Annotated in this window: 19 protein-coding genes; 4 read left to right on the forward strand and 15 right to left on the reverse strand. The window is 70.6% G+C overall.

The features are described from left to right. Window positions 1-429, forward strand: coding sequence for a hypothetical protein (locus MRBLWH7_RS09665; protein ID WP_342001575.1), 429 nt, complete (start codon window positions 1-3; stop codon window positions 427-429). Between the two features lie 106 nt (window positions 430-535). Here MRBLWH7_RS09665 and MRBLWH7_RS09670 read toward each other — a convergent pair whose 3' ends face one another. Next, window positions 536-3,658 (reverse strand): S8 family serine peptidase, encoded by a 3,123-nt coding sequence (locus MRBLWH7_RS09670; protein ID WP_342001577.1) that lies wholly within the window; start codon window positions 3,656-3,658, stop codon window positions 536-538. 261 nt (window positions 3,659-3,919) lie between these two features. On the opposite strand from MRBLWH7_RS09670, the gene MRBLWH7_RS09675 reads away from it, so the two are divergent. Both MRBLWH7_RS09675 and ligD read left to right on the forward strand, forming a co-directional pair. Further along, complete coding sequence (locus tag MRBLWH7_RS09675; RefSeq protein WP_342001579.1) at window positions 3,920-4,258, forward strand: helix-turn-helix transcriptional regulator; 339 nt, start codon at window positions 3,920-3,922, stop codon at window positions 4,256-4,258. 53 nt (window positions 4,259-4,311) lie between these two features. Further along, window positions 4,312-5,571 carry a non-homologous end-joining DNA ligase gene (gene ligD / locus MRBLWH7_RS09680; protein WP_342001580.1) on the forward strand — a complete coding sequence of 420 codons (1,260 nt, stop codon included), beginning with the start codon at window positions 4,312-4,314 and terminating at the stop codon, window positions 5,569-5,571. Between the two features lie 21 nt (window positions 5,572-5,592). On the opposite strand, the gene MRBLWH7_RS09685 is transcribed toward ligD, so the two are convergent. The 12 genes from MRBLWH7_RS09685 to MRBLWH7_RS09740 all read right to left on the reverse strand — a co-directional run bounded on the left by MRBLWH7_RS09685 (window position 5,593) and on the right by MRBLWH7_RS09740 (window position 17,222). Beyond that, window positions 5,593-6,195, reverse strand: coding sequence for an ATP-dependent Clp protease proteolytic subunit (locus MRBLWH7_RS09685; protein ID WP_342001583.1), 603 nt, complete (start codon window positions 6,193-6,195; stop codon window positions 5,593-5,595). Next, window positions 6,192-6,821: an ATP-dependent Clp protease proteolytic subunit gene (locus MRBLWH7_RS09690; protein WP_342001585.1), complete on the reverse strand. Its 630-nt coding sequence runs from the start codon at window positions 6,819-6,821 to the stop codon at window positions 6,192-6,194. The genes MRBLWH7_RS09685 and MRBLWH7_RS09690 overlap by 4 nt, the downstream gene beginning before the upstream one ends. An 87-nt stretch (window positions 6,822-6,908) precedes the next feature. Next, on the reverse strand, window positions 6,909-7,505 hold the full coding sequence (locus tag MRBLWH7_RS09695) for a TetR/AcrR family transcriptional regulator (RefSeq protein ID WP_342001589.1): 597 nt from the start codon (window positions 7,503-7,505) through the stop codon (window positions 6,909-6,911). Window positions 7,506-7,584: 79 nt separating this feature from the next. Continuing rightward, the gene (locus MRBLWH7_RS09700) at window positions 7,585-8,427 is read right to left on the reverse strand and encodes an alpha/beta hydrolase (RefSeq protein WP_342001591.1); all 843 of its coding nucleotides are present in this window, start codon (window positions 8,425-8,427) and stop codon (window positions 7,585-7,587) included. 184 nt (window positions 8,428-8,611) lie between these two features. Beyond that, a complete protein-coding gene (locus tag MRBLWH7_RS09705) occupies window positions 8,612-10,006 on the reverse strand; it encodes a glycosyltransferase (protein ID WP_342001593.1) in 1,395 nt (464 codons plus the stop codon). A gap of 95 nt (window positions 10,007-10,101) precedes the next feature. Then, window positions 10,102-11,700, reverse strand: coding sequence for a glutamine-hydrolyzing GMP synthase (guaA, locus tag MRBLWH7_RS09710; protein WP_342001595.1), 1,599 nt, complete (start codon window positions 11,698-11,700; stop codon window positions 10,102-10,104). After that, window positions 11,697-12,197, reverse strand: coding sequence for a DUF3817 domain-containing protein (locus MRBLWH7_RS09715; protein ID WP_342001597.1), 501 nt, complete (start codon window positions 12,195-12,197; stop codon window positions 11,697-11,699). The genes guaA and MRBLWH7_RS09715 overlap by 4 nt, the downstream gene beginning before the upstream one ends. 65 nt (window positions 12,198-12,262) lie before the next feature. Then, a complete protein-coding gene (locus tag MRBLWH7_RS09720) occupies window positions 12,263-13,066 on the reverse strand; it encodes an SURF1 family cytochrome oxidase biogenesis protein (RefSeq protein WP_342001999.1) in 804 nt (267 codons plus the stop codon). 80 nt (window positions 13,067-13,146) lie between these two features. Beyond that, entirely contained in the window at window positions 13,147-14,265 is a 1,119-nt protein-coding gene (locus MRBLWH7_RS09725; protein ID WP_342002001.1) for a GuaB3 family IMP dehydrogenase-related protein, read from the reverse strand. 47 nt (window positions 14,266-14,312) lie between these two features. After that, a complete protein-coding gene (locus tag MRBLWH7_RS09730) occupies window positions 14,313-16,001 on the reverse strand; it encodes an ATP-binding cassette domain-containing protein (RefSeq protein WP_342001599.1) in 1,689 nt (562 codons plus the stop codon). An 86-nt stretch (window positions 16,002-16,087) separates the two neighbouring features. Next, window positions 16,088-16,372 (reverse strand): DUF2277 domain-containing protein, encoded by a 285-nt coding sequence (locus MRBLWH7_RS09735; protein WP_342001601.1) that lies wholly within the window; start codon window positions 16,370-16,372, stop codon window positions 16,088-16,090. A gap of 175 nt (window positions 16,373-16,547) precedes the next feature. After that, on the reverse strand, window positions 16,548-17,222 hold the full coding sequence (locus MRBLWH7_RS09740) for a TetR/AcrR family transcriptional regulator (protein ID WP_342001603.1): 675 nt from the start codon (window positions 17,220-17,222) through the stop codon (window positions 16,548-16,550). A gap of 96 nt (window positions 17,223-17,318) precedes the next feature. Between MRBLWH7_RS09740 and MRBLWH7_RS09745 the strand changes: the two genes are divergently transcribed. Then, entirely contained in the window at window positions 17,319-18,782 is a 1,464-nt protein-coding gene (locus tag MRBLWH7_RS09745) for an MFS transporter (RefSeq protein ID WP_342001605.1), read from the forward strand. A gap of 142 nt (window positions 18,783-18,924) precedes the next feature. On the opposite strand, the gene MRBLWH7_RS09750 is transcribed toward MRBLWH7_RS09745, so the two are convergent. Then, on the reverse strand, window positions 18,925-19,548 hold the full coding sequence (locus MRBLWH7_RS09750) for a TMEM175 family protein (protein WP_342001608.1): 624 nt from the start codon (window positions 19,546-19,548) through the stop codon (window positions 18,925-18,927). Window positions 19,549-20,015: 467 nt separating this feature from the next. Further along, the gene (guaB, locus tag MRBLWH7_RS09755; RefSeq protein WP_342001611.1) at window positions 20,016-21,518 is read right to left on the reverse strand and encodes an IMP dehydrogenase; all 1,503 of its coding nucleotides are present in this window, start codon (window positions 21,516-21,518) and stop codon (window positions 20,016-20,018) included. Window positions 21,519-21,674: the final 156 nt, after the last annotated feature.

Consider the following 21,674-nt stretch of genomic DNA (forward strand, 5'->3'; position numbering starts at 1 on the left):
ATGTCTCGACGTCGTACGGCCTTCGGCGCGATGGCAGTGCTGCTCGTCTGCCTCACCGCCTGCTCAGGAGGCCCCGTGACCGAGCCCACGCCGTTCCCGCCGACGCCCGCGCAGCCGACGCCGGGCCGCACTCCCTTCGAGACGACCCCGCGCGGGCCGATCCTGCCGACGGGCGAACCGGTCGCCGTGCCATCCGCGCGCTGGGACGCCATCGTCGCCGACCTCGCCGAGCGCGGCGTCGCCGGCACGCCGGAGCTCGTCTCGGCTCACGCCGTCACATGGAACAACGGCGCCCTCGGCTGCCCGTCCCCCGGAGTCTTCTACACGCAGGCGCTCGTCGACGGCATGCGCATCGTCGTCCAGGTAGACGGCACGACCTACGACTACCGGTTCGGCACGACGGACACCCCGAAACTCTGCACCCGCTGACCCGAGACGGATGCGGCGACCCAGGGGCGCAGCATCCGTTCGTGTTCATGAATACGACGAGGTGGCGCCCCGCCCTGCGACGGAACGCCACCTCGTGTCGTGCGGCTTACTTGGCCTTGACCAGCAGCGCCTCGTCGGCGCCCGCCGCGTTGTCCTGCACGACGACCATGACGCCGAGCGGCTTCTGCGCCGAGAACGCGGCCCCGTTCACGGTGACAGGCACGTCGATCTTGCCGCCGACCGGAACCGACTCGAACTGCCCGTTGGTGAGCGCGGGCGCCCACGGGTCGTAGCTCGCCATGGCGTCGATCGCGTCCGAGCCGTCGTTGACCGACGAGAAGCTCTGCACGGTGTAGCTGAACGCACCCGACGTGATGCCCAGGTCGCTCGCGACCACCGGAAGCAGGATCGTGCTGCTGTCGGTGGGGGCGGAGGCGTTGAAGCCCGCGGCGAACACCTCGCCGGTGGCCACCTCGTACTCGAACACCTGCGAGATGCCGTTCGCATCGCCTGCGGTCACCAGACCGCCGTCGGCGGAGAACACGATCCAGTCGGGCTCGCCGTCGCCGTTCGTGTCGATGACCACGTCGAACTCGTTGGCGGCCGCGTTGGACCACCGGCTGTGGGTGTTGACCGCGAAGACGAGCAGCTGGTCGCCGGCGTCGTCCCAGCCGAACGACTGCACGCCCGCGGCGCGAAGGTCGTAGCCGGTGTCCGTGAACGCCTTGGGGGTGTCCTTCTTGTCTTCCAGGCCCCACGTGTAGAAGTCCGCGTCGCCCGCGAAGGCGCCCTGGTTGTTCTTCAGCGTGACGGCGACGTCACCGTCGACCGGGGTGTTCTTCTTCGTGACCTTGAGGTCGCCCACCGCCGAGACCGCGGTCGTGGCGCGGGGCACGAGCAGGTACGGGACCCGCAGGGCTCCGCCCGCCGACGTGAGCACGACGTCGCCGGAGAACTCGTAGAAGGCGAACCCGCCGGTGCCCGAGCTTCCCACCGCCGTGGCGGGAGCGCTGAGGTCGACCGTGACCTTCTCGGAACGGCCCGGCTTCACGGTGACCTGATTCGGGCTCGCCGTGACGGTCGCAGCCTCGGACTGGGCGGAAGCCTCGATGCCCACGCTGTAGGTCACGGGCTCGCTGCCGTAGTTCGTCACCGTCACCGTCTTCTTGCCCTGGAAGGTCTTGGCGGTTTCCTGGAAGCCGAAGCTGAGCGCCGTCTCGCGGAGCTTTCCGTCCTCGGTCTTGAACGAGTCGCCCGTCGCCGTCACCTGCTCGGCCACCGCCTGCGCGGTGTCCACGAGCCCGACGCCGCCGCGGACGAGGTTCTGGCCCACGACCTTGTCGGGGTCGGCGGTGGAGACGAGCACCGACGCGACCTCCGAGGCCGACCAGGCCGGGTGGGCCTCGACGGCGAGCGCCGCGACACCTGCCACGTGCGGGGCGGCCATCGACGTTCCCGAGATGGTCGCCGGGCCGTTGCCGGTGCCGACGCCGGTCGAGACGATCGAGACGCCGGGTGCCGCGACATCGACGCCGAGGGCGCTGTCACCGCTGCGGGGTCCGCTCGAGCTGAACGACGCGTATCCGCGGAAGGCGGGGTTCTCCAGGGGAGCGGGCTCGACCGTCGCCTCCGCGTCGTCGACGAGCTTGGGCCCGTCGGACATGCGCACGCCGAGGAACGGGATGGTGACGGTGTAGTCGTCGCCGGTGTCGGGGTTCTCGGTGATCTCACCCTCGAACGGCGGGTAGTCGTCCGAGGTGTTGATCATCACGGCTGCCGCCGCACCCGCCTGCTGAGCGAAGATCGCCTTCGCCACGCGGGCGCAGACGCCGCGCGTCGAGACCGCGAGCTGGTTGCCGCCGATGGTGATGCCGGCGTATTCGTACGCCGCGACCGAGCAGCCGAGCGCCTCGTTCTCCTCCGGGGTGGCGGGGTTGTCGGTGAGCCGCACGACGGTCATCGCGGGAAGCCCGGTGAGGACCGCACCGTTCGCGTTGATGGCCGGCACCGCGACACCGTCGACGGTGATGAGGGCACCGGGGAACGTGGCCGTGCTGTCGACGGCCGCCACCGAGACCACGCCGTCGCCGTTGCCGGCGAGGTAGGGGCTCGGCCCTTCGTTGCCCGCGGACTTGACGACGACCACACCGGCGCCGACGGCGTTCGACGCCGCGACCTCGTCGGGGTCGTCACCGCGCCCGAACGGTGAACCGAGCGACATGTTGATGACGTCCATGCCGTTGTCGACGGCCCAGTCGATGGCCGGCACGACCACGTCGGTCGAACCGCCGCAGCCGAAGACGCGGAGCGCGTAGAGGTCGGCCTGCGGGGCGACGCCCGGGCCGATCGTCCATTCGGCCGAGGCCGTGGACTCGTCGTACGGGCCTGTGTAGGTGTCGCCCTCAGCGGTGACGCCGCTGCCCCCTGCGGTGCCGGCGACATGGCTGCCGTGCCCGTTGCAGTCGAGCGGGTTCGCGTCGGGCATCGGCACGGGCTGGTAGTCCTCGGAAGCCGGATCGGCGTTGTACGAGTCGCCGACGAAGTCCCAGCCGCCCTTGATGCGCGGGGCGTCCGGGCCGAACTGCGCAGGGTCGGCCGGCTGTGTCTCGGCCGCGTTCGCCGCGGCGTAGGCCTCGGGTGTGCCGATGCCGCCGAAGTTCGCGTGGGTGTAGTCGATGCCGGTGTCGATCACCGCCACCTTGATGTTCTCACCGGTGAAGCCGGTGTTCTCCCACACCTGCGGCACCCCGAGGAAGGGCACCGACACCGCGTTGTCCAGCGTGTACGTCTTCACCGCGTGCACGGCGACGACGTTGGGCAGGGCAGCCACGGCGTCGACCTGCTCGGCGGGGATGTTCATCTGGATGCCGTTGTAGGCGGACTGCATCGTGGCTTCGATGCGGCCGTCCTTGGCTTTGATCGTGCCGGCGATGGCGTCCTGATTCTTCTTCAGCGAGCTCTTGATGGCCTTGCGCTCGGCGGCGGTCAGCTCGCTGCCCTTCTTCGCCTGGGCAACGGCGACCGGATCGCCGGCCATCTCGACGATGACGGTCACCCGGCCGTCGGCGCCGACGCTCAGCGGCCGGGCGGTCGTGCCGACCGGACCCTTGGTGTCTGACTTCTCGAATCGCGACGACGGGTCGTCGTCAGCAGTGGCGGCCATCGCCGCGGTGGGAGTGGCGATCGCGAGCGCGAGCGCGCTGACGACGGCTAGGGAACGTCGGAACAAAGGGGGAGCCTGCTTTCTCGTCCGCGAAACCGCGAGGGGTACGCCGCACGCTATGCGCGAACTCTCAAAAGATCAACAGAGATCTCCCAGGTTGAGCAAACCGCTCAGCTCATCACCCTCGCCGGTCGACGTTTCGCGCATCACGCCCATTCACCGAGGCGATCCACCCAAGTTGCCCAGTCGGCGAGCGCTGTGCGCCGCCATTCTGCTCAGAGCGGAATCGTCTCGGCTTCCGGCGTCCTCGCGTTCTATCGTGAGCGCATGGCCGAGATCATCCCGCTGCCGGCGAAGGCCCCGCGTCCCTCCCGTGAGCGCGAGCCGCTGTGGCGCGACGCGCTGGGCGAGCGGCTGCGCAACCTGCGCCATGAACGGGGCGAGCGCCTCGCCGACACGGCCGACCGCGCCGGCGTCTCTCCGCAGTATCTCTCCGAGATCGAGCGAGGTCTCAAGGAGCCGTCCAGCGAGATGATCGCCGCGGTCGCCGGTGCCCTCGAGGTGACGCTGATCGAACTGACGGCGGGTGTCGTCGACGACCTCCGCTCGCGCGCCGGCGAGCGTGCGGTGGTCGGATGCCGCGCCACTTACGCTCTCGCCGCGTGACCGGGCCGGCCGCGCCTCTGGCCGATGCCCGGGGCCGTCGCTAGCCTGGCCGAGTGACGCCCGCGAAGTCGGAAGCCGAGATCCTCGAGATCGACGGGCACGAGGTGCGCATCTCGAGCCCGAGCAAGATCGTGTTCCCCGAGCCGGGGATCACCAAGCTCGACGTCGTCCGGTACTACCTCGCCGTCGCCGACGGCGCGCTCCGCGGCGCGGGCGGCCGCCCGATGGTGCTCAAGCGCTTCCCGAAGGGCATCGACCAGGAGCCGTTCTTCCAGAAGCGCGTGCCCGAGAACCACCCCGACTTCATCGACACGGCGACGCTGCAGTACGCGCGGGGCACGTCCGCCGAGGAGGCGGTGATCCGGGATGCTGCGGGCCTCGCGTGGGTCGTCAACCTCGGGTGTCTCGACCTGAACCCGCATCCCGTCCGCGCGGAGGACCTCGACCGTCCCGACGAACTGCGTATCGACCTCGACCCCATGCCGGGGGTCGACTGGTCGCAGATCGTCGACGTCGCGTTCGTCGCGCGCGAGGTGCTCGACGACGTCGGACTCGTGGGCTGGCCCAAGACGAGCGGCTCGCGGGGGATGCACGTCCTGGTGCGCATCGCTGCGCACTGGGACTACAAGCAGGTGCGCCTCGCCGCCGAGACGCTCGCCCGCGAGGTCGAGAACCGTGCGCCCGGACTCGCGACCGCGCGGTGGTGGAAGGAGGAGCGCGGCGAGAGCGTGTTCGTCGACTTCAACCAGAACGCGAAGGACCGCACCGTGGCGTCGGCGTACTCCATCCGCCCGCTGCCCGACGCACGCGTCTCCACCCCGCTCGACTGGGACGAGGTGCGCGCACGGCGCCCCGCCGAGTTCACCGTGCTCACGGTGCCCGGGCGTTACGCCGACGTCGGCGACCCTCACGCCGGCATCGACGACGCGGTCGGCACGCTCGACGGGCTCCTGCGCCTCGCCGAGGAACTCGGACCGGCCGAGAAGCCGCCCCGCGGGGGTGACGGGTCGGGTCGCCGCCAGTCGACGATGCCGCTCATCGAGATCGCCCGAACGAAGACCAAGCCCGAGGCGGTCCACGCCCTCGAGGCGTGGAAGAGCAGCCACGCGTCCGTGGTGGCGCAGCTGCACCCCGCCGACGTGCTCATCGACGGCATGCGCGGGTCGAGCTCGCTCTGGTATCGCGTGCGCGTCAACCTGCAGCACGTGCCCGAGGCCGAGCGCCCGCCGCAGGAGGAGCTCCTCGCCGACTACGACCCCTGGGAGGGCAAGACCTGGCCCGGCGCTCCGGGCGGGCCCGCCCCCGCTCGTTGAGGGACCTCGAGCACCCTCCGCTCAGCGAGCGGGGGCAGATGCCCGATCGAGCACGTGGTCGGCGAGGCCGTAGGCCACCGCGTCGGCGGCGGTGAAGACGCGGTCGCGGTCGGTGTCGGTCCGCAGCTTCGCCGCATCCTGTCCGGTGTGCCTCGCGAGGATCTCCTCCACCTCGCCGCGCACGCGCACCAGCTCGTCGGCCTGGAGGATCAGGTCGGGGATCGCGCCCCTCCCCTGGCCCGCCGGCTGGTGCAGCACGACGCGCGCGTGCGGCAGCACCGAGCGCTTGCCGGCCGCGCCCGCCGCGAGCATCACGGCGCCGACGCCGATCGCCTGTCCCACGACGGTCGTCGCGACGTCCGGCCGCACGTGCTGCATCGTGTCGTACACCGCGAGCATCGCCGAGGGATCGCCGCCCTCGCAGTTGATGTAGAGCTGGACGTCGCGGTCCGGGCTGTCGGCGTCGAGGTGCAGCAGCTGCGCGATCAGCGCGTTGGCGACGCCCGCGTCGATACCCGTGCCGAGGTAGACGACCCGCTCGGCGAGCAAGTGCGAGTAGACGTCCATGATGCGGTCGCCGCGCGGATGCTGCGCCACCACGTTGGGGATCGTGTACGAGCTCATGCCGCCACCTCCGCAGGTCCCAGTCCGAGCCCCGCGGGCCGTCGCCGTCGGGGAACCACCTGTGCGAACGACTCGACGATCCCGTCGATGAATCCGTAGTCCCGGGCCTCGGCGGCCGTGTACCAGCGGTCGTGCAGCGAGTCCTCGAAGATGCGCTCGACGCTCTGCCCGGTGTCGTCGGCGATGAGGCCCAGCACGGTGTCGCGCATGTGGCGCAGGTCGTCGGCCTGCACTTCGACATCGACGGCTGAGCCGCCGATGCCCGCGGAGCCCTGGTGCATGAGGATCCGCGCGTGCGGCAGCGCGCGCCGCTTGCCTCGTGCACCCGCCGACAGCAGGAACTGCCCGGCGCTGCATGCGAGGCCGAGCGCGAGAGTCGCCACGTCGTTCGGGATGAGGTTCATGACGTCGCGGATCGCGAGCATCGATGGCACGGATCCCCCGGGAGAGTGGATCCAGAGGGCGATATCGGATGCCTCGTCCTCCGCCGCGAGCGCCAGCAGCTGCGTCGCGATCAGGGTGCCGTTGTCGTCGTCGAGCGGGCCGTCGAGCACGAGCACGCGCTGGTGGAACAGCTCGCGCCGCGCCTCGGTCCCGAAGTGGGGAATCCGGATGTCTTCAGTCATGCCTTCAGCCTGCGCGCCCGCGGCGGCCGCGGCATCCGTTTCCGCTCCCGGCGGCTCTGCCGTCGGCGGATCGCGCGCTGCCGTCGACTAGCGTCGCCGGGACGACGCGCGATCCGGCCCCGTCGGCTTCGCGAACGCCGCGTCGATCAGAGTCTCGGCGGCACCGCGCGCGACGGCTGCGGCGTCGGGTGAGCCGAGGATCGCCGCCGTCGTCTGCGCGCCCTCGGCGAGGATCGCCAGCTGCGGGCCGAGCGCGGGGGGCGCACCGGCGTCGGCGACGAGGTGATCGACGTAGGCCTCGAAAGAGAGCTTGTGCGCGCGCACGGCCTCGGCGACCGCAGGCGACGTCGCGCCGAGCTCGCCGAAGGCGTTGATGAAGCCGCAACCGCGGAAGTCGTCCTCCTCGAACCACGCGGCCAGATGGTCGTACACCGCGAGCAGACGATCACGGGGGGTGTCCGCCCGTGCCACCGCGCTTTCGACACCGCGTGTCCACAGGTCGTGACGATGATCCAGCACGCCGAGCACCAACTGCTCCTTCGAGGGGAATTGACGGTAGATCGTCTTCAGCGACACACCGGCCGCGTCGCGCACCGCGTCCATTCCGACGTTGCCGATGCCCTGACCGTAGAACAGACGGTCGGCGGCCTCGACGATCTGGGCGCGCACCTCTGCGTCCGTCATGTGGTCACCTCGTTCCGAGTCTCATGATACGGGGCGGAGAACCGCAGTTCTCCGCCCCGCATCACACTCCGCGTCCTGCTCAGGCGCGGACGAACGCGAGCAGCGCGGCGTTGACCTCGTCGGCGTGCGTCCACAGCAGACCGTGCGGCGCGCCCTCGATCTCGACGTAGTCGGCTGCGGGAACAGCCTCGTGGAACCGGCGGCCGGTGACGTCGATCGGCAGGATGTTGTCGGCCGTGCCGTGCAGGATCAGCGTGGGCAGGCCCGCGTCGCGGACGGCGGCGACATCGGGGCGGAAGTCCTCGATCCATGCGTCGACGACCGCGTATGCGGCGACCGGGGCGCTGCCCACCGCGGTGATCCAGTTGGCGCGCACGACCTCCTCGGTGATGCGCGATCCGAGCGTCTCGTCGAGGTTGTAGAAGTCCTTGTAGAACTGGGTGAACCACGCGTACCGGTCGCTGCGAGCGGCATCGACGATGCCTTCGAAGACCGCCCGCGGCACGGCGCCCGCGTTGTCGTCGCGCTCGACGAGGAACGGCTCGAGCGATGCCAGGAATGCCAGCTTCGCGATGCGCTCGGTGCCGTAAATGCGGGTGTAGCGGGCGAGCTCGCCGGTGCCCATCGAGAACCCGACGAGGATGACGTCGCGCAGGTCGAGCGTCTCGAGCAGCGTGTTGAGGTCTGCAGCGAAGGTGTCGTAGTCGTAGCCGGTGCCGGCCTTCGTCGATCCGCCGAAGCCGCGGCGGTCATAGGTGATGACGCGGAAGCCGGCGGCGAGCAGCTCGCGGGTCTGCTTCTCCCAGCTGTCGCCGTCGAGCGGATAGCCGTGGATCAGCACGACCGGCTGGCCGGCCCCCTGATCCTTGTAGTGCAGCTCGATGGGGGTCGAGTTCTCGGTGCCGACGGTGATGGAGCCCATGATTTCCACTCTCTCTTCGGGAGAACGTGCGTTCTCCGATAGACAAGAGCATAGGGAACGATCGTTCTCAGCGCAAGTCGTCCGGGCGCGACGACGGACGGAGCCCTGACGCGGCATCGCGGCGCACCGGCGTGACGGCGTAGCGGGGTGTGCTGACCGGCAGGGTCGATCACCCGCCGCGGGGTCAGCGCGCGCGGCGCGAAGGCTTCTCGACCACCGAGCGCAGGGCAGTGACGAGCGCGGGGCGCACGGCGTCCGATGCGAAGCGCGCCGCGGCCGCGCGGGCGCGGGCGGACAGGGCGGCGCGACGCTCGTCGTCCTGGAGCAGGCCGATGATCGCGTCGGCGAACGCGTCGAGGTCACCCGGCGGCACGAGCACGCCGGCGCCGTCGACCGCTTCGCGGGGACCGTACCGGGCGTCGGTCGACACCACCGGCAGGCCGCGCGCGAGGGCTTCGGCGATCGACAGCCCCTGCCCCTCGAACGCCGTCGACGTGACGAACAGCGCGGCACGGTCGAAGATCGCGTCGCGATCGGCGGTCGCGCCATGCAGACACACGGATGCTGCCACCCCGAGCTCGTCGATCAGGCCCTGCAGCTCCTCGCGCAGCGGGCCGTCGCCGTAGACATCGAGCCTCGCTCCGGGTACGGCCTCGACCACCCGCACCCACGCACGGATCGCGAGGTCGACGCGCTTCTGCGGGGCGAGCCGGTTGAGCATCACGACGCGGTGCGGGTCGCGCGACTCCACGCCCGGCGGCTCGGTGCCGAGCTCGACCGTGTTGGGCACCACGTGGAACGTTCCGGGGTCGCCGAAGCGCGCGGCGACCTCGTCCCGCTGAGCCGCGGTCGGCCAGAGCACGGCGTCATAGCGATCGAGGGTCGACAGCCACCGCTGCCACATCCCGGTGACCGCAGCATCGGGGTCGTCGTACGGCTCCGGCAGGTGCGAGTTGTGCACGGTGTGCACGAGCCGCACGCGGGGATCGTCCCAGTCGACCATCGCCTCGCCGATCTGGCGCGACTCGAAGATCACCACGAGCACGCGGTCGGGGTCGCCGGCGGCCGCGCGACGCTCGTCGGCCAGGTGCGTGAGCCACGCGCCGTACAGGCTCCGGAAGCCGCGCAGCACGCGGTCCCCGTCGGGGGCGTGCACCACGATCGGGGCGTCGGTGAGGTGCCACGTCGGGTTGTCGCGGAACACGGGCAGCGAGACGATCGCCGAGCCCGAGGCATCCGTGATCACCCGCTGCTCCCCGTCGAACGCGCCATCCGTGAGGGGCTCGCCCGCCGCGCGGAGCCACGACGGATCGGCGACGATGTCGTCGAAGAGGTTGCGTGCCGACGCCGTGCTCTCGAGCAGGCCGGCGTCGACGAAGGCCTGCCGCTGCGCGGCGTGGACCTCGGGCGACGCGCCGTCGACGCTCAATTGCAGCGGGTCGGGCGCCCCGGCCGACGCGAGCAGGCGCAGCCGCGACGGCACGGCGACCGCGAACCCGCCGTCGAGCCCCAGGGCGACGCGGCTGCCGACCAGCACATAGTCGGCGTCGGGCAGCGAGGGGGCGGGGTCCGTCGTCACCCGTCCATCCTCACCCATGAGCAGACCACCCGGCCCGCCGAGGCGCCCGGGAAAACGACGAACGCCCCGGCATCGCCGAGGCGTTCGTCATGAGCTCACTCCCACTCGATGGTCCCCGGGGGCTTCGACGTCACGTCGAGCACCACGCGGTTGACCTCGCGGACCTCGTTGGTGATGCGGTTCGAGATCCTGGAGAGCACGTCGTAGGGCAGGCGCGTCCAGTCGGCGGTCATCGCGTCCTCGCTCGAGACGGGGCGCAGCACGATCGGGTGGCCGTAGGTGCGGCCGTCGCCCTGCACGCCGACCGAGCGCACGTCGGCGAGGAGGACCACCGGGCACTGCCAGATCTCGCCGTCGAGCCCGGCCTTCGTCAGCTCCTCCCGGGCGATGGCGTCGGCATCGCGCAGAATCTCGAGACGGTCAGCGGTGACCTCACCCACGATCCGGATGCCGAGGCCGGGGCCCGGAAACGGCTGGCGGCCCACGATCACCTCGGGGAGCCCCAGTTCGCGTCCGATCGCACGCACCTCGTCCTTGAACAGGGTGCGCAGCGGCTCGACGAGCTCGAACTGCAGGTCCTCGGGGAGGCCGCCGACGTTGTGGTGCGACTTGATGTTCGCGGTGCCCGTGCCGCCACCCGACTCGACGACGTCGGGGTACAGCGTGCCCTGCACGAGGAAGCGGATGGGCTCGCCGTCGGCCTCTGCCTCCGCGACGAGCGCGGCCTCGGCCTGCTCGAACGTGCGGATGAACTCGCGGCCGATGATCTTGCGCTTCTGCTCGGGATCGCTGACTCCGGCGAGGGCGTTCAGGAACTGCTCGCGCGCGTCGACGGTGACCAGGCGCACACCGGTCGAGGCGACGTAGTCCTGCTCGACCTGCTCGCGCTCGTGCTTACGGAGGAGCCCGTGATCGACGAAGATGCAGACGAGCTGGTCGCCGACGGCCTTGTGCACGAGGGCCGCCGCGACAGCGGAGTCGACACCGCCCGACAGACCGCAGATCACGCGGCCTGTGCCGACCTGCGCCTGGATCTTCGCGACCTGCTCGGCGATGACATTGCCGCTGTTCCAGTCGGCCGGAAGACCCGCCGCCTTGTGCAGGAAGTTCTCGATGACCCGCTGGCCGTGGTCGGAGTGCTTGACCTCGGGGTGCCACTGCACACCGTACAGGCGCCGCTCGTCGCTGCCGAAGGCGGCGACCGGCGTGGCAGCCGTCGCCGCGAGCACCTCGAAGCCCTCCGGTGCGCGCGACACCTGGTCGCCGTGGCTCATCCAGACGTTCTGCTCGAGGGGCTGCCCAGCCAGCAGCACACCACCGTCGTTCGCGACGACGGCATCCGTCGCTCCGTACTCACGGAGTCCGGTGTTCGCGACCTCGCCGCCGAGCGCCTGCGCCATGACCTGGAAGCCGTAGCAGATGCCCAGCGTCGGCACGCCGAGGTCGAAGACCCCGGTGTCGAGCGCGGGGGCGCCCGCTTCGTACACCGACGACGGGCCGCCCGACAGGATGATGCCGACCGGGTTCTTCGCCGCGATGTCGGCGGCGCTCGCGGTGTGCGGGACGATCTCGCTGTAGACGCCCGCCTCGCGCACACGGCGCGCGATCAGCTGCGCATACTGGGCGCCGAAATCGACGACGAGAACGGGGCGCTGGGACGTATCGGTCGCTGTTTGTGAAGGGCTCTGGGTCAACGCTTGTTCTCCGTCGGGATGGCGTGGGTGAGAGTGGAGTGCCCGGCCTGCGAGTGCAGCTCGGCTGCCTCACGCTCGGCCAGGTAGGTCTTGACGTCGCGGCCGACGCGCGCCTCCATGAAGAACGAGAGGAGGGGCACGATGCCGCCCGCGGCGAGCATGCCCAGACGCAGGAGGTTCCACCGCATCAGGCTCCACACGCGGAAGCACGAGATCAGGTAGACCACGTAGAACCAGCCGTGGGCGACGAGGATGCCGAGCGACAGGTTGAACCCGTCACCGGTCGACTCGAGGCCGGAGGCCGTCTCGACGACGGGCGCGAACCACAGGAATCCGCCGGAACCACCGAGGAACAGCTCGTAGCCGACCGCGTACTTGACGATCATCTCGGCGACGAGCAGCAGCAGCATCGTGCCCGTGATGATCGAGCAGATCTGGTAGAACTTCAGGGCTCCGCGGATCGCCGGAAAGGAAGCGAGCTTCGGGGCGCGGGGCATGGCCCCCAGTCTACCCGCGGCGCTGTGCCCGAATCCCTGGCTCAGGGCTGCGGGGCGTTTCCCGCTCAGGATGCTGCGGGCTCGGGGTCGTCGCCGGACGCGCGGTCGTCCTCGAAGTCCTCGACCTCCTTCTCCCACGCGTCCTTCGCGAGGCGGTACCAGAGGTAGAACGCGAAGCCCGCGAAGACCGCCCACTCGACGGCGTAGAAGATGTTGAGCCAGTTGATGCCCGAGCCCTCGACCGGCGCCGGCGATGAGATCGCGTCGAGACCCGCGACGGCCTCGACCGAGGCGATGTAGGGCCGGTAGACGAACAGGGCGTCGACATCGTGCCACTGGCCGAGCAGTGCGGCCGGCGACATGCGCGTCAGCGTCTGCGGATCCTCGCCACGGGGCGGAAGCACCGGCCCTTCGTCGGAGATCAGGCGTCCGGTCACCTCGACGGTCTCGGAGACGGATGCTGCGCCCTCGAGCTGCTCGACGGCCGCGCGTGCGTCCTCTTCGGTGGAGGCCCACCCGAGCGCCACCGCGACCGAGGTCGGGCCGACCGTCGCGCTCACGTCGGGGTCGATGCGCAGCTGCCCGGTCACCCAGTAGCCCAGGGCACCGTCGTTGTAGCGCGACTGGACGACGATGAAGTCCTCGGGCACCCAAGTGCCGCGCGTCTGAACGCGCTGGCCCACCAGCGGCTCGGGGAGGTACTCGCCCGGCAGCGCGACGTCCGCGAGGGGCTGCACCTCCTCCGTCGCCCCCGGGGGCACCGCATTCGTCTGCACCGCACGACCCAGCTGCCACTGCCCGAGCCACGCGAACACTCCCGCGACGACGAGGCAGAGCAGCAGCATCCCGATCCATCGCGGCCGCAGCATCACCTCGCGCAGGGTCGGCGGGAAGGCTTCGGGGGCGAGGTCGGCCGTTCCCGCCGGGTCGGGGTCGGTCATGGCATCCGTCATCCCGCGGCGTACGGCGCGACGACGACCTCGACCCGCTGGAACTCCTTGAGGTCGGAGTATCCGGTCGTCGCCATGGACTTGCGCAGCGCCCCGATGAGGTTCGCGGTGCCGTCGGCGACCGGGGCGGGGCCGTAAAGGACCTCTTCGAGCGATGCGACCTGGTCGACCCTCACGCGGCGGCCGCGCGGCAGCTTGGCGTGGTGCGCCTCGGGTCCCCAGTGGAAGCCCTGGCCCGGAGCATCCGTCGCCCGCGCGAGCGCGACTCCGAGCATCACGGCGTCGGCGCCCATCGCGATCGCCTTGACGATGTCGCCCGACGTGCCCACGCCACCGTCGGCGATGACGTGCACATAGCGCCCGCCCGACTCGTCGAGGTAGTCGCGGCGCGCGCCCGCGACGTCGGCGACCGCGGTGGCCATCGGGGCGTGAAGGCCCAGGGTGGCGCGCGTCGTGGACGCCGCTCCCCCGCCGAAGCCGACGAGCACGCCGGCGGCACCCGTGCGCATGAGGTGCAGCGCGGCGGTGTACGTCGACGCGCCGCCGACGATGACGGGAACGTCGAGGTCGTAGATGAACTTCTTGAGGTTCAGCGGCTGGTCGACGCTCGAGACGTGCTCGGCGGAGACCGTGGTTCCGCGGATCACGAAGACGTCGACGCCGGCGGCCACGACCGTCTCGTACAGCTCCTGGGTGCGCTGCGGAGTGAGGGAGCCGGCGACCGTCACGCCCCCGGCGCGGATCTCGGCGAGGCGATCGCGCACGAGCTCGGGCTTGATGGGCTCGGCGTAGAGCTCCTGCATGCGGCGCGTCGCGGCGGCCTTCTCGAGGCCGGCGATCTCGGCGAGCAGCGGCTCGGGGTCGTCGTAGCGGGTCCAGAGGCCCTCGAGGTCGAGGACGCCGAGGCCGCCGAGCTGACCCAGCATGATCGCGGTGCGCGGGCTCACGACCGAGTCCATCGGGGCGCCCAGCACCGGGATGTCGAAGCTGAACGCGTCGATCGTCCAGGTGGTCGAGACGTCCTCGGGGTTGCGCGTGCGCCGCGACGGCACCACGGCGATGTCGTCGAACGAGTAGGCGCGGCGCGCGCGCTTGGCCCGGCCGAGTTCGATGTCCATGCTCACGCGTCCACCCTACCTTCCGGGGTTATCGCGACTCGAAAGCGTCAGCGCGCCCGCGCGACCCGGGTCTCGTCCCAGACGGGCTCGGTGGCCTCGAAGACCCGGCCGTCGGAGCCGAACACGAGGAAGCGGTCGAAGGATTTCGCGAGCCAGCGGTCGTGCGTCACCGCGAGCACGGTGCCCTCGAAGCGGGCGAGCGCGTCCTGCAGCGCCTCGGCCGAGACGAGGTCGAGGTTGTCGGTCGGCTCGTCGAGCAGCAGCAGCGTGGCGCCGGAGAGCTCGAGCAGCAGGATCTGGAACCTCGCCTGCTGTCCGCCCGACAGGCTGTCGAAGGTCTGCTCGGCCTGCGCGACCAGTCCGTAGCGGTCGAGCGCGCTGCTGGCCGCCTCGCGCGGCAGACCGGCCCGGGCGTCCTCCCCGCGATGCAGGATGTCCAGCAGCGTCTTTCCGTCGAACTCGGGATGGCGGTGGGTCTGCGCGAACCATCCCGGCACCACGCGCGCGCCGAGGATGCCGCGGCCGGTGTGCGCCACCGTCTCGAGCCCCGCGCCGGTGGTCGTCACGTGCCCGAGCCGCGCGTCGGGGTCGGTGCCGCCGCGGGCGAGCAGCCGCAGGAAGTGCGACTTGCCCGAGCCGTTCGAGCCCAGCACCGCGACTCGGTCGCCGAACCACACCTCGAGGTCGAACGGCTTCATGAGTCCGGTCAGCTCGAGTTGCTCCGCGACAACCGCGCGCCGCCCGGTGCGCGCACCGCGCAGGCGCACGTCGAGGTCCTGCTCCCTGGGGCGTTCCTGCGGCGGGCCCGCCTCCTCGAACTTGCGCAGGCGCGTCTGGGCGGCGCGGTACCGCGAGGTGAACGTGTCGTTCGCGGTGGCCTTCACCTTGAGGGTCGCCACGAGCTCCTTCAGCTTGACGTGCTGCTCGTCCCAGCGGCGGCGCAGTTCGTCGAGGCGCAGCATCCGATCCTCCCGAGCACGGTGATACGTGCCGAAGCCGCCGCCGTGCACCCAGGCCGTGCTGCCGGCACCGCCCGCCTCGAGCGTGACGATGCGGTCGGCCGCCCGGGCCAGCAGCTCGCGGTCGTGCGACACGAGCAGCACCGTCTTGTTCGTCTCGCGCAGGCGCTCCTCGAGCCAGCGCTTGCCGGGCACGTCGAGGTAGTTGTCGGGCTCGTCGAGCAGCAGCACCTGGTCGGTGCCGCGCAGCAGCGCCTCGAGCGCCAGCCGCTTCTGCTCACCGCCCGAGAGCGTGGTGAGCTCGCGGAACCGTGCCCGCGAGAACGGAATGCCGAGAGCCGTCGTCGTGCACGTGTCCCAGACGGTCTCGTACTCGTAGCCGCCGGCCTCGGCGTAGTCGGCGAGCGCCCCGGCGTACCGCATCTGCGTGTCGAGGTCGTCCTGCTCGATGATCGCCGCCTCGGAGTCCTCGAGCTCGCGCGCGGCATGGCGCACGCGGTCGGGCGAGACGGAGATGAGGAGGTCGTGGACGGTCTGCCCGGCCTCGCCGTGGCCGACGAACTGGTCCATCACGCCGAGTCCGCCGTCGATCGCGACGACGCCCGAGAGCGCGGGCGTCTCACCCCGGATGATGCGCAGCAGCGTGGTCTTGCCGGCGCCGTTCTGGCCGATGAGCGCCGTCGTCGACCCCTCGCCCACGCGGAACGAGACCTCGTCGAGCAGCGGCCGGCCGTCCGGCAGCGCGTACGAGACGGCGGCGATGTCGATGTACCCCACGGTGCTTCCTGTCTGCTCCGCGGGACGGGTTCGTCCGCTGGGGAGCCGACCAGACTATCCCACCGCTCTGCGACCGGAGGCGGGGCTCAGGCGGCCGGCGCGGCGTACCGGCCGGACTTGATCGCGCGCTCGCGGGCCTTGGCGGCCTCGACTTCGCGATTCTTCGGCGGCGTCACTGCGACGAGGTCGTCGAGCAGGTGCTGCGTGATGTGCGCGATCTCGTGCACCGCGCGATCGAACGCCTCCTGGTTCGCCTTCGACGGCTTCGTGGTGCCCGCGATCTTGCGCACGTACTGGAGCGCGGCGGCGTGGACCTCTGCGGACGAGGCGGCGGGCTCGAAGTTGTGGAGCGTGTGGATGTTCCGGCACATGCCCCCGACCCTACGCCGCGCCCCCGACGCGGGCCAGGGCGCAGCATCCGTCGCCGCCCGTTCACATCGCGTGCTCTCACAGAGGCGACACGTTGTGCACGTGAACGACGTGTGCGCTCGGCGAGATCACGTGATGCGAACGGATGCTGCGACCTGCGGCATCCGTCCCGCTCCGCTACCAGCGGTCGGTGCCGCGCGGGAGGACCTCGAGCACGTGAGGCAGCTCGGTCGGGAAGCAGGAGCGGAAGAGCTCGGTGATCTGCGGGTCGGAGCCGTAGTCGTCGACGATGCGCAGGCCGATCATCGTCGAGATGAGCATGCCCTCGGCCATGAACGCGCGCGACTCGTCGGCGTCGAGCCCCATCTCGTCGCGGAAGAAGCGCCACACCTTCGCGAATCCCCGCCGCGCGGCGGCCCCGATCGCGGGGTGGCTTCCCAGCAGATAGGCGTGCGCGAGAGTCTGGTGGAGGCCTCGCACCTCGATGAGGTCGACGTAGGCCTGCCCGATGCGCTTGGCGGCGGACTTCTCGGGCGTGATGTCGGGATCGTGCGGGGTCTCGTCGGCAAGCGCCGCGCGGAAGCCCGCGAGCATGCGCGCGAGGGCGTCGTCGAGCACCGCGAGGAAGAGGTTCTCCTTCGAGCCGAACAGGCGCACGACGTACGGCTGGCTCACGCCGGCCGCCCGGGCCACCTCGTCGGTCGTCGCACCCTCGTAGCCGCGGGCGCCGAACACCGCGAGCGCGGCCACCAGGATCTGGCGGCGCCGCTCTTCGGACGACAGGCGCTTGCCCGTGTCGGCCGCCTCGTCGGCGGCGACGGTGCCGCTCGCACTCGCTGCTGGAGCTGTCATGCCGAAAGGTTATCAGCGAATTACTTGACTTTGTAATCAGTCGATTACTACATTGGCGTCCAGTACGTAATCATCCAATTACAACCGGAGTCTCTCGTGACCGAATCACCCCTCACCGCGACCCCGCGGCGCGCCCGGCCGTTCGCGCTCGTGGTGGCCGCAGCATCCCTTCCGATGTTCATGGCCACGCTCGACAACCTCGTCATGACGAACGCGCTCCCGGTGCTGCACCAGGAGATGGGCGCGAGCGTCGAAGAGCTGCAGTGGTTCGTCAACGCCTACACGTTGGCGTTCGCCGGCGCGATCCTCGTCGCCTCCGCGCTCGGCGACCGGTTCGGTCGCCGCACCCTCTTCGCGATCGGCATCGCGGTGTTCGGCGTGGGTTCGGTGCTCGCCGCGCTCAGCACCGACCCGACACAGCTGATCGCCGCCCGCGCCGTGCAGGGCCTCGGCGCGGCGGGCGTGATGCCGCTGTCGCTCGCCCTGCTGAGCGGGGCGGTGCCGCCCGCGCGACGCGCCCTCGCCATCGGCATCTGGGGCGGCGTCTCGGGCCTCGGCGTCGCGGTCGGCCCGCTCGTCGGCGGGGCGATCATGGAGGGCTGGGACTGGCAGGCGATCTTCTGGATCAATGTGCCCGTGGCGATCATCGCGATCCCGCTCGCCCTCGTCGTGCTGAACAATGACTTCGGCGCCCGTGCGCGCATCGACGTCCCGGGTGCGCTGCTTGCGGCCGCCGGCGTGCTCGCCCTCGTCCATGCGATCGTCCGCGGCAACGACGACGGCTGGGACTCGGTCGGGGTCATCGCCGAGATCGTGCTCGGCGCCCTCCTCATCGCGGCGTTCCTGTGGTGGCAGACGCGGGCGCAGGCCCCGCTGATGCCGCTGCGCCTCTTCCGCGACCGCTCGTTCTCGATCACGAACCTCGTCGGCTTCGCGTTCAGCTTCGGCACGTTCGGCGCGGTGTTCATCCTCATCCAGTACCTGCAGGTCGTGCAGGGCTCGACCCCGCTCGAGGCCGCCGTGCAGACCACTCCGTGGACGCTCGCGCCCATGATCGTCGCCCCGATCGCCGGCATCCTCGCCCCGCGTGTCGGCACACGCGTGCTCCTGGTGCTCGGCCTCGCGCTGCAGGGCCTGGCCCTCACCTGGATCGCCGCCGTCATGTCGACCGACCTCGACTACCCCACGCTCATCGCGCCGTTCATCATGGCCGGGGTCGGCATGGCGCTCGTCTTCGCCCCGTCCGCGACGGCACTGCTCGCGACCCTCGGACTCATCGACCACGCCAAGGCGTCGGGCGTGAACTCCACGGTCCGCGAGCTCGGCGTCGCCCTCGGCACCGCCGTGATGACGGCGATCTTCGTCAGCGCCGGCGGCGAGCTCCTCCCCGACATGTACGTCGATGCCGCGCGCCCCGCCGTCTTCACCGGCGCGGTCGTGCTGTTCGCGGCGACGATCGCGGCGCTGTGGCTCCCGTCCGGGAAGGGCGCGACGGATGCTGCCGCCCCAGCTTCGCCCGAGACCGAGGCCGCCGAGCCCGAGCTCGCAGCCGCTGCGTAGGCCCGCGCGTTGGGAGCGTGTGCTCTCGCCGAGATGACATGGCGTGTACGCCGACAACGTGTCTCCTCGGCGAGAGCACATGATGTCGACGGATGCCTCAGCCCGAGGCATCCGTCGACATCACCGTCCGGGGTGCTGCGCGTCAGCTGTTCCGTCCGCGCAGCAGGCGCGTGAAGGGCCCGTCGAGCACGAACAGCAGGAATGCGATCGACCCGATCCACGGTGCGAGCACCACGACGACGGCCGAGATGATGAGGGCGCTCAGCGAGCTGCGCCCGTAGGCGATGGCATCGTCCTGGCTCATGTCGGGAAGCAGCACGTCACGCTGCCGGACAGCCCAGCCCCACTGCAGCCAGCTGAACAGGATCGCGAGGAAGAACGTCACCGGCATCGCGAGCCGTCCGGCGAGCCACTCGGAGTACTCCGTAGTCAGGTTCGTCGCGAACGGCACGAGCACGATGAACAGCAGGCGCGCGTTGTTGAGCCACACCGTGGTCGCGTCCACGCGGGCGACGTGCTCGAACTGCTGGACGTGCACCATCCACATCAGACAGAGCAGCACGAAGCTCAGGCCGAAGTTCAAGAACAGCTCGTACATGCCGGCGAGTGCGGCCCACATCTCTGCATTCGAGTCGACTTCGCCGAGCGAGTGCTGCGTGAGGTCGAGCACAAGCAGTGTCGCCGCGATCGCGAACACCCCGTCGGTGAACGCCTCGAGACGCGTCGTGCGCTGCGTCGCCGCCGGGTGCCGCCGCTGCCGGATCATGCCGCCAGGGTAGCGACACCGGCGGTGGGGCGCCCACAGTCACACTCCGTCACCGCGTCCGGGACGGTGTCGCGCGCGGCGGTCGGATAAGAGACGGTCGGATGCTGCGCGCCACCGCCGGCGGACGCGCGAGGCAGTCGCGTCGGGCCGGCAACCGCGGCGGCTCCCCCGCTCCCACCCCACCCCAGCTTCCGGAGGCCCCCATGACCGAGCATGTCCCGTACGTTGCCGTCGGTGCGGGTGCGATGGGCCTGGCGACCGACGACTCCGCCCAGACGGCCGAGCTCCTCCGCGTCTCCTTACGTGATTCACTCGCTCCGCCGGAACGAGAAACCATGATCGGGTGCGCACATCACGCTCCGCGCGGTTTCTCCGGCGGATCGCGGTTTCTCGACGAGCCTCGGCCGGAGAGACGGATGCTGCGGCCCGGCGCAGCGCGCCGGGCCGCAGCATCCGTTCCGAAGGGGTTACTTCTTGTAGTTGGGGGCCTCGACGACGATCTGCACGTCGTGGGGGTGGGATTCCTTGAGGCCGGCCGCGGTGATGCGGACGAACTTGCCCTTGGCCTTGAGCTCGTCGATCGTACGGGCGCCGACGTAGAACATCGACTGGCGAAGGCCGCCGACGAGCTGGTAGGCGACGGCCGAGACCGGACCGCGGTAGGCGACCTGACCCTCGATGCCCTCGGGGATGAGCTTGTCGTCGTTGGGGACGTCTGCCTGGAAGTAGCGGTCCTTCGAGTACGAGGTCTTCTTGCCGCGGGTCTGCAGCGCGCCCAGCGACCCCATTCCGCGGTACTGCTTGAACTGCTTGCCGCCCTGGAAGACGATCTCGCCCGGCGACTCGTCGGTGCCGGCGAGGAGAGAACCGAGCATGACGGTGTCGGCGCCGGCGACGAGCGCCTTGGCGATGTCGCCCGAGTACTGCAGGCCCCCGTCGGCGATCACGGGGATGCCGGACTCACGAGCGGCGAGGTACGCCTCGTATACGGCGGTGACCTGCGGCACGCCGACGCCGGCGACCACGCGGGTGGTGCAGATCGAGCCCGGTCCGACGCCGACCTTGACGGCGTCGACGCCGGCGTCGATGAGCGCCTGTGCGCCCTCGCGGGTCGCGACGTTGCCGCCGATGACGTCGATGTGGTCGAAGCTCGCGTCGGCCTTGAGGCGGCGGACGATGTCGATCACGCCGGCCGACTGGCCGTTGGCGGTGTCGACGACCAGGACGTCGACCCCGGCGTCGCGCAGCGCCTCGGCGCGCTGCCACGCGTCACCGAAGAAGCCGATGGCGGCGCCGACCCGCAGGCGGCCCTGTTCGTCCTTGGTGGCGAGCGGGTACTTCTCGCTCTTGTCGAAGTCCTTGATGGTGATGAGGCCGGCGAGCTTGCCGTGCTCGTCGATGAGCGGGAGCTTCTCGACGCGGTGCTGCGCGAAGAGGGCGATGACCTCACCCGCACTGATGCCGACGCGTCCGGTGACGAGGCCGTCGGTCGTCATGACGTCGCGCACCTTGGTGGTCTGGCGCTCGAAGCCCGAGACGAACCGCATGTCGCGGTTGGTGACGATGCCGACGAGGTGGTTCTCGTCGTCGACGACCGGAAGGCCGGAGATGCGGTATTGGGCGCAGAGGGAGTCGACCTCTTCGATCGTCGCGTCGGGGGTGGTCGTGATCGGGTCGGTGATCATGCCCGACTCGCTCCGCTTGACACGGTCGACCATCGCGGCCTGATCCTCGATCGAGAGGTTGCGGTGGATGATCCCGAGGCCGCCTTCGCGGGCGATCGCGATCGCCATGCGTGACTCCGTCACCGTGTCCATCGCGCTCGAGATGAGCGGGGTCGCGACGGTGATGCGTCGCGTCACTCGGGACGAGGTGTCGGCTTCGCTGGGGATCACGTCGGTGTGGCCGGGCAGCAGCAGCACATCGTCGTAGGTCAGTCCGACGAAGCCGAAGGGGTCGTTGTGCTCCATGGGGGTCTCCTCGCGCGGGCGCGCGCGTGCTCTCGGGGTCTTGGACGGCGGCGGCCGGTGCGCTCGTGACGCTCCGTACTCGATTCTAAGCGTCGGCGGGCGCCGATTGTTCCCGCGATAACGGCACGGGCAGGCGCGCGCGGGCCGGTGAGTGCC

Origin of the sequence: Microbacterium sp. LWH7-1.2, from assembly GCF_038397755.1 — a bacterium.
Classification (GTDB): domain Bacteria; phylum Actinomycetota; class Actinomycetes; order Actinomycetales; family Microbacteriaceae; genus Microbacterium.

Coding starts and splice junctions, on each gene's coding strand:
- MRBLWH7_RS09665 (WP_342001575.1), top strand. CDS start 1: ATGTCTCGACGTCGTACGGCCTTCGGCGCGATGGCAGTGCTGCTCGTC.
- MRBLWH7_RS09675 (WP_342001579.1), top strand. CDS start 3,920: ATGGCCGAGATCATCCCGCTGCCGGCGAAGGCCCCGCGTCCCTCCCGT.
- MRBLWH7_RS09685 (WP_342001583.1), bottom strand. CDS start 6,195: ATGAGCTCGTACACGATCCCCAACGTGGTGGCGCAGCATCCGCGCGGC.
- MRBLWH7_RS09690 (WP_342001585.1), bottom strand. CDS start 6,821: ATGACTGAAGACATCCGGATTCCCCACTTCGGGACCGAGGCGCGGCGC.
- MRBLWH7_RS09695 (WP_342001589.1), bottom strand. CDS start 7,505: ATGACGGACGCAGAGGTGCGCGCCCAGATCGTCGAGGCCGCCGACCGT.
- MRBLWH7_RS09700 (WP_342001591.1), bottom strand. CDS start 8,427: ATGGGCTCCATCACCGTCGGCACCGAGAACTCGACCCCCATCGAGCTG.
- MRBLWH7_RS09715 (WP_342001597.1), bottom strand. CDS start 12,197: ATGCCCCGCGCCCCGAAGCTCGCTTCCTTTCCGGCGATCCGCGGAGCC.
- MRBLWH7_RS09720 (WP_342001999.1), bottom strand. CDS start 13,066: ATGCTGCGGCCGCGATGGATCGGGATGCTGCTGCTCTGCCTCGTCGTC.
- MRBLWH7_RS09725 (WP_342002001.1), bottom strand. CDS start 14,265: ATGGACATCGAACTCGGCCGGGCCAAGCGCGCGCGCCGCGCCTACTCG.
- MRBLWH7_RS09735 (WP_342001601.1), bottom strand. CDS start 16,372: ATGTGCCGGAACATCCACACGCTCCACAACTTCGAGCCCGCCGCCTCG.
- MRBLWH7_RS09740 (WP_342001603.1), bottom strand. CDS start 17,222: ATGACAGCTCCAGCAGCGAGTGCGAGCGGCACCGTCGCCGCCGACGAG.
- MRBLWH7_RS09750 (WP_342001608.1), bottom strand. CDS start 19,548: ATGATCCGGCAGCGGCGGCACCCGGCGGCGACGCAGCGCACGACGCGT.
- guaB (WP_342001611.1), bottom strand. CDS start 21,518: ATGGAGCACAACGACCCCTTCGGCTTCGTCGGACTGACCTACGACGAT.